At 71.2% G+C, this 7,101-nt stretch carries 3 protein-coding genes; 2 read left to right on the top strand and 1 reads right to left on the bottom strand.

Annotation, left to right across the window (positions count from 1 at the left end; translation table 11 throughout):
• Window positions 1-423: 423 nt before the first annotated feature.
• Complete coding sequence (locus tag ACXJKQ_RS15865; RefSeq protein ID WP_457106690.1) at window positions 424-2,121, top strand: methyl-accepting chemotaxis protein; 1,698 nt, start codon at window positions 424-426, stop codon at window positions 2,119-2,121.
• A gap of 48 nt (window positions 2,122-2,169) precedes the next feature.
• Here the strand turns inward: ACXJKQ_RS15865 and ACXJKQ_RS15860 are convergent, their stop codons facing one another.
• Complete coding sequence (locus ACXJKQ_RS15860) at window positions 2,170-4,707, bottom strand: glycogen/starch/alpha-glucan phosphorylase (protein ID WP_457106689.1); 2,538 nt, start codon at window positions 4,705-4,707, stop codon at window positions 2,170-2,172.
• A 319-nt stretch (window positions 4,708-5,026) separates the two neighbouring features.
• Here ACXJKQ_RS15860 and ACXJKQ_RS15855 point away from each other — a divergent pair, with 319 nt between their 5' ends.
• A complete protein-coding gene (locus ACXJKQ_RS15855) occupies window positions 5,027-6,613 on the top strand; it encodes an alpha-amylase family glycosyl hydrolase (RefSeq protein ID WP_457106688.1) in 1,587 nt (528 codons plus the stop codon).
• Window positions 6,614-7,101 lie beyond the last annotated feature (488 nt).

Below are 7,101 nucleotides of genomic sequence, written 5' to 3'. Positions count from 1 at the left end.
CGCCTGCGCCACCGGCTCCGGCGCGACCTGCGCCGCGTCGCGCTGMGGCTCAGGCGTCTCCGGGGGGCGTGAGTCCAGCCCGCACGGGGCGGAGGGCGGCACGCCGCCAACCGCACGCCTCCGGCGCCGGAGCCGGAAGGTCAGGATCCGGCAGCCGGGCGGCACGGGCCGCGATCCGGAGGCGGGGACGCCGTCGGCGCCTTCCCCGCACGCAGCCGCGCGTCCCGCACCGTGCCCTGCGGATCCCGGTGACCGGCATCCGCGCGCCGTATGCCTGCCGGACGCGCCGCGTCGATCCGGAAATCCGCCGCGTCGCGAAGATCAATCGAGATCTTCTGGGTAAAAATTCATCCGTCCGAGAGTGGATCCACGCAAAACCGACGTGTTAGACCGCCTTTCGATTCCAATCGGGGGCGATCGCTGATGTTTCTTCTCAGAAACATGAGGTTGTCGGTGAAGATGTCGACGCCGATCTCGATCATGATGCTGGTCAGCGCGGTACTGGTTTATTATTCGATATCTGCCTTCGACCTGATGGAGCAGAGAAACGATTATCTGGTCGATTATTATTTCGTTCGGCTGGAAAAATTTGCGCAGGTCCGGGAGAGGTTTCTCAACGCCGCGCTCATGAACCGCAACATCATCATCGGCCAGCCGGAGAGTGATCTCCCCCTCTATCGCAGTCGCTACGACGAATCCGTGAAGGCGGTGGCCGACGGCATCGAGACGCTGGCTGCGGGCTCGCGGCGACAGGAGGTCCAGGACATCCAGCGCACCATCGGCAAGATGGCCCGGGACTACTTCGATCGGCTCGACCGCTCCAACGACCTCGCCCTCCGGAACGATCGGCCCGCGGCGATCCAGGTCGGCCTCGTCGAAGCGCGCGACATCCGGGTCCGGTTCGACAGGGCGGCCCAGGAATACGAGGCGCTGGCGGCGGCCCGTCTCGGCGAGGCGAAGGCCGCGACCCGGCGGGAGACCGGGCAGGCCCGGATGGTGCTGATCGGCTCCGCCCTGGCGGGCCTGCTCGCCGCCCTGGGCCTGTCGGTAGCGATCGTGGTGCTCGGCGTTACGCGCCCCCTCCACCGCCTCGTCGCCGTGCTGCAGCGCATGGCGCGGGGCGATACCGAGGCCACGATCGCGGAGGCGCAGCGGGGCGACGAGATCGGGATGGTCGGCCGGGCGGTGGAGGCGATCCGGTCCATGGTGGCCCGCACCGCCGCCGCGGAAGCCGCGCGCAAGCACCGCGCGGAGGCCGAAGCCGCCCGGGTGCGCAAGGACGCCATGATGGACCTGGCCCGGACCTTCGAGGAGGCGGTGGCCAAGATCGTGGACCGCGTCTCGACCTCGGCGAACGAACTCGAGGGCACCGCCCACCAGATGACCGATACCGCCCGGGAGACGGCCAGCCAGTCCGGCGCGGTGGCGTCGGCCGCGGAGGCGGCCGCCGTCGACATCAACGCCGTCGCGGCCTCGACCGAGCGGCTCGGCAGCGCCATCCGGGCGATCGGCCGCCAGGCGAGCGGCTCGTCCGACCTCGCCCAGCAGGCGGTCGGCGAGGCCGACCAGACCGCCGGCCTCGTCTCGGACCTGCAGGCCGCGGCCTCAGAGATCGGCGACGTGGTGCGGCTGATCTCGTCCATAGCCGGTCAGACCCACCTGCTGGCGCTGAACGCCGCCATCGAGGCGGCCCGCGCCGGCGAGGCCGGCCGCGGCTTCGCCGTGGTGGCGGGGGAGGTGAAGGACCTCGCCGAGAAGACCGCCCGGGCGACCGACGGGATCGCCGCGCAGATCGGCCGGATCCAGGGCGTGACCGGCGCCGCGGTCGGCGCGATCGGCACGATCGGCGCGCGGATCCGTGCGATCAACGGGGTCGCGGTCGCGATCGCGTCGGCCGTGGAGGATCAGGGCGCGGCGACGCAGGAGATCGTGCGCACCATCGCGCAGGCGAACCGGGGCGCCACGGAGGTGACCGGGACCATCGCCGGGGTGGCCGAGGCCTCGGAGCGGACCGGGGTGGCGGCCGATCACGTGCTCACGGCCGCCACCGCCCTGTCGCGCCAGTCCGAGCGGCTCTCCGCGGAGGTGGGCCGCTTCCTGGTCGGCGTTCGCGCCGCCTGAGAACCGGCCCCACCCCCGCGTGGGGCTCGCGAAGCCGGACGACCGGGCTCAGCCCAGCCGGACCCGCCAGATCTCCGCGGCATATTCGCGCATCGCCCGGTCGGAGGAGAACCACGCCATGCGGGCGGTGTTGCGGATCGCCTTCGCCCACCAGCCGCGCGGGTCGCGCCACGCGGCGTCGATGGCGCGCTGCACCCGCCAGTAATCGTCGAAGTCGGCGGTGAGCAGGTACTGGTCGCGCCGGCGCAGGTCGTCGGTGAGCGGCCGGAACCGGCCGGGCTCCTCCGGCGAGAACCGTCCCGAGGCGATCATGTCGAGGGCGGCGGCCAGCCGCGGCGAGGCCTGGATCGCCCGAGCCGCGTAGTCCGGCTCGGCCTGCCGGGCGCGGACGCCGTCGGCCTCCAGGCCGAAGATGAAGATGTTGTCCGCCCCGACATGGTCGCGGATCTCGATGTTGGCGCCGTCGAGGGTGCCCACCGTGAGCGCGCCGTTGAGGGCGAACTTCATGTTGCCGGTGCCCGACGCCTCCATGCCGGCGGTGGAGATCTGCTCCGACAGGTCGGCGGCCGGGATGATCGATTCGGCGAGGCTCACCGAATAGTTCGGGAGGAACACCACCTTCAGCCGGTCCGCGACCTCGGGATCGTCGTTCACCGCCTTGGCGACGTCGCAGGCGAGCTTGATGATCAGCTTGGCCTGGACGTAGCTCGGCGCCGCCTTGCCGGCGAAGATCTTCACCCGGGGCGTCCAGTCCCGGTGCGGCTCGGCCTTGATCGCCTGATAGAGCGCCACGGTCTCGATCACGTTGAGGAGCTGGCGCTTGTACTCGTGGATGCGCTTGACCTGGACGTCGAACAGCGCGGCTGGATCGACGTCGATGCCGGTGCGCTCGGCGATGATCGCCGCCAGGGCCGCCTTGCGCTCCCGGCGCACGGACGCGTAGCGCGTCACGAAGGCCGGATCCTCGGCATGGGCCTCCAGGCCCCGGAGCAGCTCGGGATCGTCGAGCACGCCCGCGCCCACCGTCTCGACGGCGAGCCGGGTGAGGCCCGGATTGGCGTTGTGGAACCAGCGGCGGAAGGTGATGCCGTTGGTCTTGTTGACGATCTTGTCCGGATCCAGCGCGTGCAGGTCGGAGAAGACCGTGGAGCGCATCAGGTCGGTGTGCAGCGCCGAGACGCCGTTGACCCGGCGCGCGCCGTGGAAGGCGAGGTGCCCCATCCGCACCCGGCGGCCGTTCGACTCGTCGATCAGCGAGATCGAGGCGAGGTAGGCGGCGGAATCCGCCGGCCCCTGCCGGCCGTGCTTGGCCTGCTCCTCCAGGTGCATCCAGTTGATCAGGTAGATGATCTGCATGTGGCGCGGCAGCAGCCGCTCCATCAGCGCCACCGGCCAGGTCTCCAGGGCCTCGGGCAGGAGGGTGTGGTTGGTGTAGTGCAGCGTGTTGGTGGTGACGTGCCACGCATCCTCCCAGGACAGGCCGTACCCGTCGAGGAGGAGGCGCATCAGCTCCGGCACCGCGATGGCCGGGTGCGTGTCGTTGAGCTGGATCGCGGCGTGGTCCGGCAGGGACCGGACGTCGCCGCGCTCGGCCACGTGCCGGGCGACGAGATCCTGGATCGACGCCGCCGTGAAGAAGTATTCCTGGCGCAGGCGCAGCTCCTGCCCCTCGGCCGAGGAATCGCTCGGATAGAGCACGCGGGAGATCGCCTCGGCGCGCATCCGCGCCGCCACCGCGCCGACATGGTCGCCGCCGTTGAATCGGGCCAGGTCCACGGGTTCGCCGGCCTCGGCCTTCCACAGGCGCAGGGCGTTGACGTGGCGCCCCCGCCAGCCGACCACCGGCACGTCGTGGGCCACCGCCCGCACGGTCTCGGCCGGCTGCCAGTGCCGGCGGATCACCCCCGCCTCCGCGGAGGACATGGTGACGGTCCCGCCGAAGCCGATGGCGTAGGTCGCCTCGGGCCGGGCGAATTCCCAGGGGTTGCCCTCGGCGAGCCACGTCTCCGGCGCCTCGCGCTGCCAGCCGTCCTCGAAGGACTGGCGGAACAGGCCGTGGTCGTAGCGGATCCCGTAGCCCATGGCCGGGATGCCGATGCTGGCCATGCTCTCCATGAAGCAGGCGGCGAGCCGCCCGAGGCCGCCATTGCCCAGGGCCGCGTCGGGCTCGGCCTCCTGCACGGCGTCGAGGTCGACCCCGAGTTCCCGCAGGGCGGCGCGGGTGGTCTCGGTCAGGCCGAGGTTGTTCATCGCGTCCGACATCAGCCGGCCGATCAGGAATTCCAGCGACAGGTAGTAGACGCGCTTGTTCGGGACGCTGCGCTCGGACGCCATGCAGGCCGCCACGATCCGCTCGCGCAGGGCCAGCGCGGTCGCGGCGAACCAGTCGCGCGGGCGGGCGGTCTCGGGCGTGCGGCCCAGCGCGAAGGTGAGCTTGGCGCGGATCGATTCCCGCAGGTCCACCACGGCGTCGCCGCTTCCGGACAACGCCGGGGCGGTCCAGGGGGCCGTGGCCGGAGCCTCGGGAGCGCGCTCGTCGCGCGCGACATCTTGTGGCACTGGCCGGGTCAGAACATCGTTCAACACGTGCGGGTCCCCCAAAGTCGTCGCCCCGGATTCTAGCGCCGGGGGTATCGTGGGCGGATTATCTCTTTTGATGGATTGCCGCCGCATGAACGGACGGGCGATCCGTGCCCCGAAGCATCCGAGGGTGCGGCCGGTGTCTGGCGAAGTCGTGGCAGCGCCGCTCCGGCGGACCACATGGGCACATCGGCTGAGATATGGCGCGGGAACGTGACATTCCAGGCACACCCGTGCGCGGCTCCGCTGCACTGCGCGCATCCGCCGCCGGTCGCCAGCGCGCCGCTCTGCGGTTATCCCGGGCCGTAAACGCGAGGGGCGCAGCATGACCGACACCGTCTGGTGGAAGCGCGGGACCGTCTACCAAGTCTATCCCCGCTCCTTTCAGGACACGAACGGCGACGGGGTCGGCGACCTTCCGGGCATCACGGCGCGCCTCGACTACCTCGCCTGGCTCGGGGTCGATGCCGTGTGGATCTCGCCGGTCTATCCCTCGCCGATGGCGGATTTCGGCTACGACGTGGCCGATTACTGCGGGATCGATCCGCTGTTCGGCACGCTGGCCGACTTCGACGCCCTGATCGCCGAGGCCCACCGGCGCCGGCTGAAGGTGATCCTCGACTTCGTGCCCAACCATTCCTCGATCGCGCATCCGTGGTTCACGGAGAGCCGGTCGTCGCGCACGAGCCCGAAGCGGGACTGGTACATCTGGCGCGATCCCGCCCCCGACGGCGGGCCGCCCAACAATTGGCTGTCGAATTTCGGCGGCCCGGCGTGGACGCGCGACGAGACCACCGGCCAGTACTATTACCACGCGTTCCTGAAGGAGCAGCCGGACCTGAACTGGCGCAACCCCGCCGTGCGGGACGCCATGCACGACGTGCTCCGCTTCTGGCTGGAGCGCGGGGTCGACGGGTTCCGGGTCGACGTGATCTGGCACCTGATGAAGGATGGGGGGTTCCGCGACAACCCGGCCAATCCCGACTACGCGCCGGGCTCGCCCGAGATCAACCGCTTCACCCAGGTCTACTCCGCCGACCGGCCGGAGATCTTCGACGTGATCGCCGGGATGCGGGCGGTGCTGCGCCCGTACGGCGAGCGGGTGCTGATCGGCGAGATCTACCTGCCGGTGGAGCGGCTGGTCGCCTATTACGGACCGGACCTCACCGGGGCCGACCTGCCGTTCAATTTCCAGCTGATCCAGACCCCGTGGCGGGCGGATGCGGTGGCCGAGCTCGTGGCCGATTACGAGGCGGCCCTGCCCGAGGGCGGCTGGCCGAACTGGGTGCTGGGCAACCACGACCAGCCGCGCATCGCCGCCCGGGTCGGCGCCGATCAGGCCCGCATCGCCGCGATGCTGCTCCTGACCCTGCGGGGGACCCCGACCCTCTATTACGGCGACGAGATCGGCCTCGGCCACGTGCCGATCCCGCCGGGGCGCGCCCGCGATCCCTGGGAGCACAGCGAGCCCGGCCACGGCCGCGACCCGGAGCGCACGCCGATGCAGTGGGACGAGAGCCCCCAGGCCGGCTTCTCCACGGCCGAGCCGTGGCTGCCGCTGGCGCAGGACTGGGCGACCTGCAACGTCGAGGGCCAGCGCTCGGACCCGGCCTCGATGCTCACCCTGCACCGGCGGCTGCTCGCCCTGCGCCGCGACCACGCGGCCCTCGCGGTCGGCGGCTACCGGGCGGTGCCGCTCGGGATCGCGGAGGTGTTCGCCTACGAGCGGTTCGCCGACGAGGCCGTCCTGCGCGTGGTCCTGAACTTCGGTGCGGCTCCGCAGGATCTGCCGCTTCCCGAGGGCGGCTGGACCGTGCTGCTCTCGACCCGCGCTGGGCGGGCGGGCGAGACGGCCGGCCGCGCCCTGGCGCTGGGACCCGCCGAGGGGGTGATCCTGCGCCGCGCTTGGTGAGCGGGACCGCGTCGGCGCGTCCGCGCGGGGCATTCGGATCGGGGGCCGATCGCAGCCTCGATCCCGTCCCGGCCGGGCGGCGTGATCCGGCCTCCGGCTGCATCGCGCGGTCGCTTGCAAGCCGCCATCGTCACGCGCGCAGGGACGCGGGCGCCGACTCCATCGGCCGGGTTCGGGCGCCCGGACCCGATTCGGGCGGCGCGCTGCCGCAGCGGCACGATCCGCTCCCCGGCCTGTCCCCTGAACTTCCAGGCGGCGTGATCCCGGTGCGAAATGGCGTCGGGTCGGCCGAAAACCGCCGGGCCGACGCGAATTTTTGCTGCAATGCCACATAGGTAAGTGAAGCTTAATTCTCACGGTGGCCTATTTTGTGCGTCGCAGCGGAACCGTCGCGGCGGAGGAGTATTAGCCGTGGTTGAGATCGTGACAGCCGTGCCTGCCCGATCGTCTGCCAGACCGGGGCATTCCGCCCGGCCAGGATCCATGCC

This window comes from Methylobacterium sp. P5_C11 (assembly GCF_054049775.1).
The sequence above is the reverse complement of the archived record's forward strand: the minus strand, read 5'-3'. Positions and strand labels throughout refer to the sequence as shown.

Excerpts from the sequence above, each read along its gene's own strand:
- ACXJKQ_RS15865 (WP_457106690.1), top strand. The coding sequence starts at position 424 with ATGTTTCTTCTCAGAAACATGAGGTTGTCGGTGAAGATGTCGACGCCG.
- ACXJKQ_RS15855 (WP_457106688.1), top strand. The coding sequence starts at position 5,027 with ATGACCGACACCGTCTGGTGGAAGCGCGGGACCGTCTACCAAGTCTAT.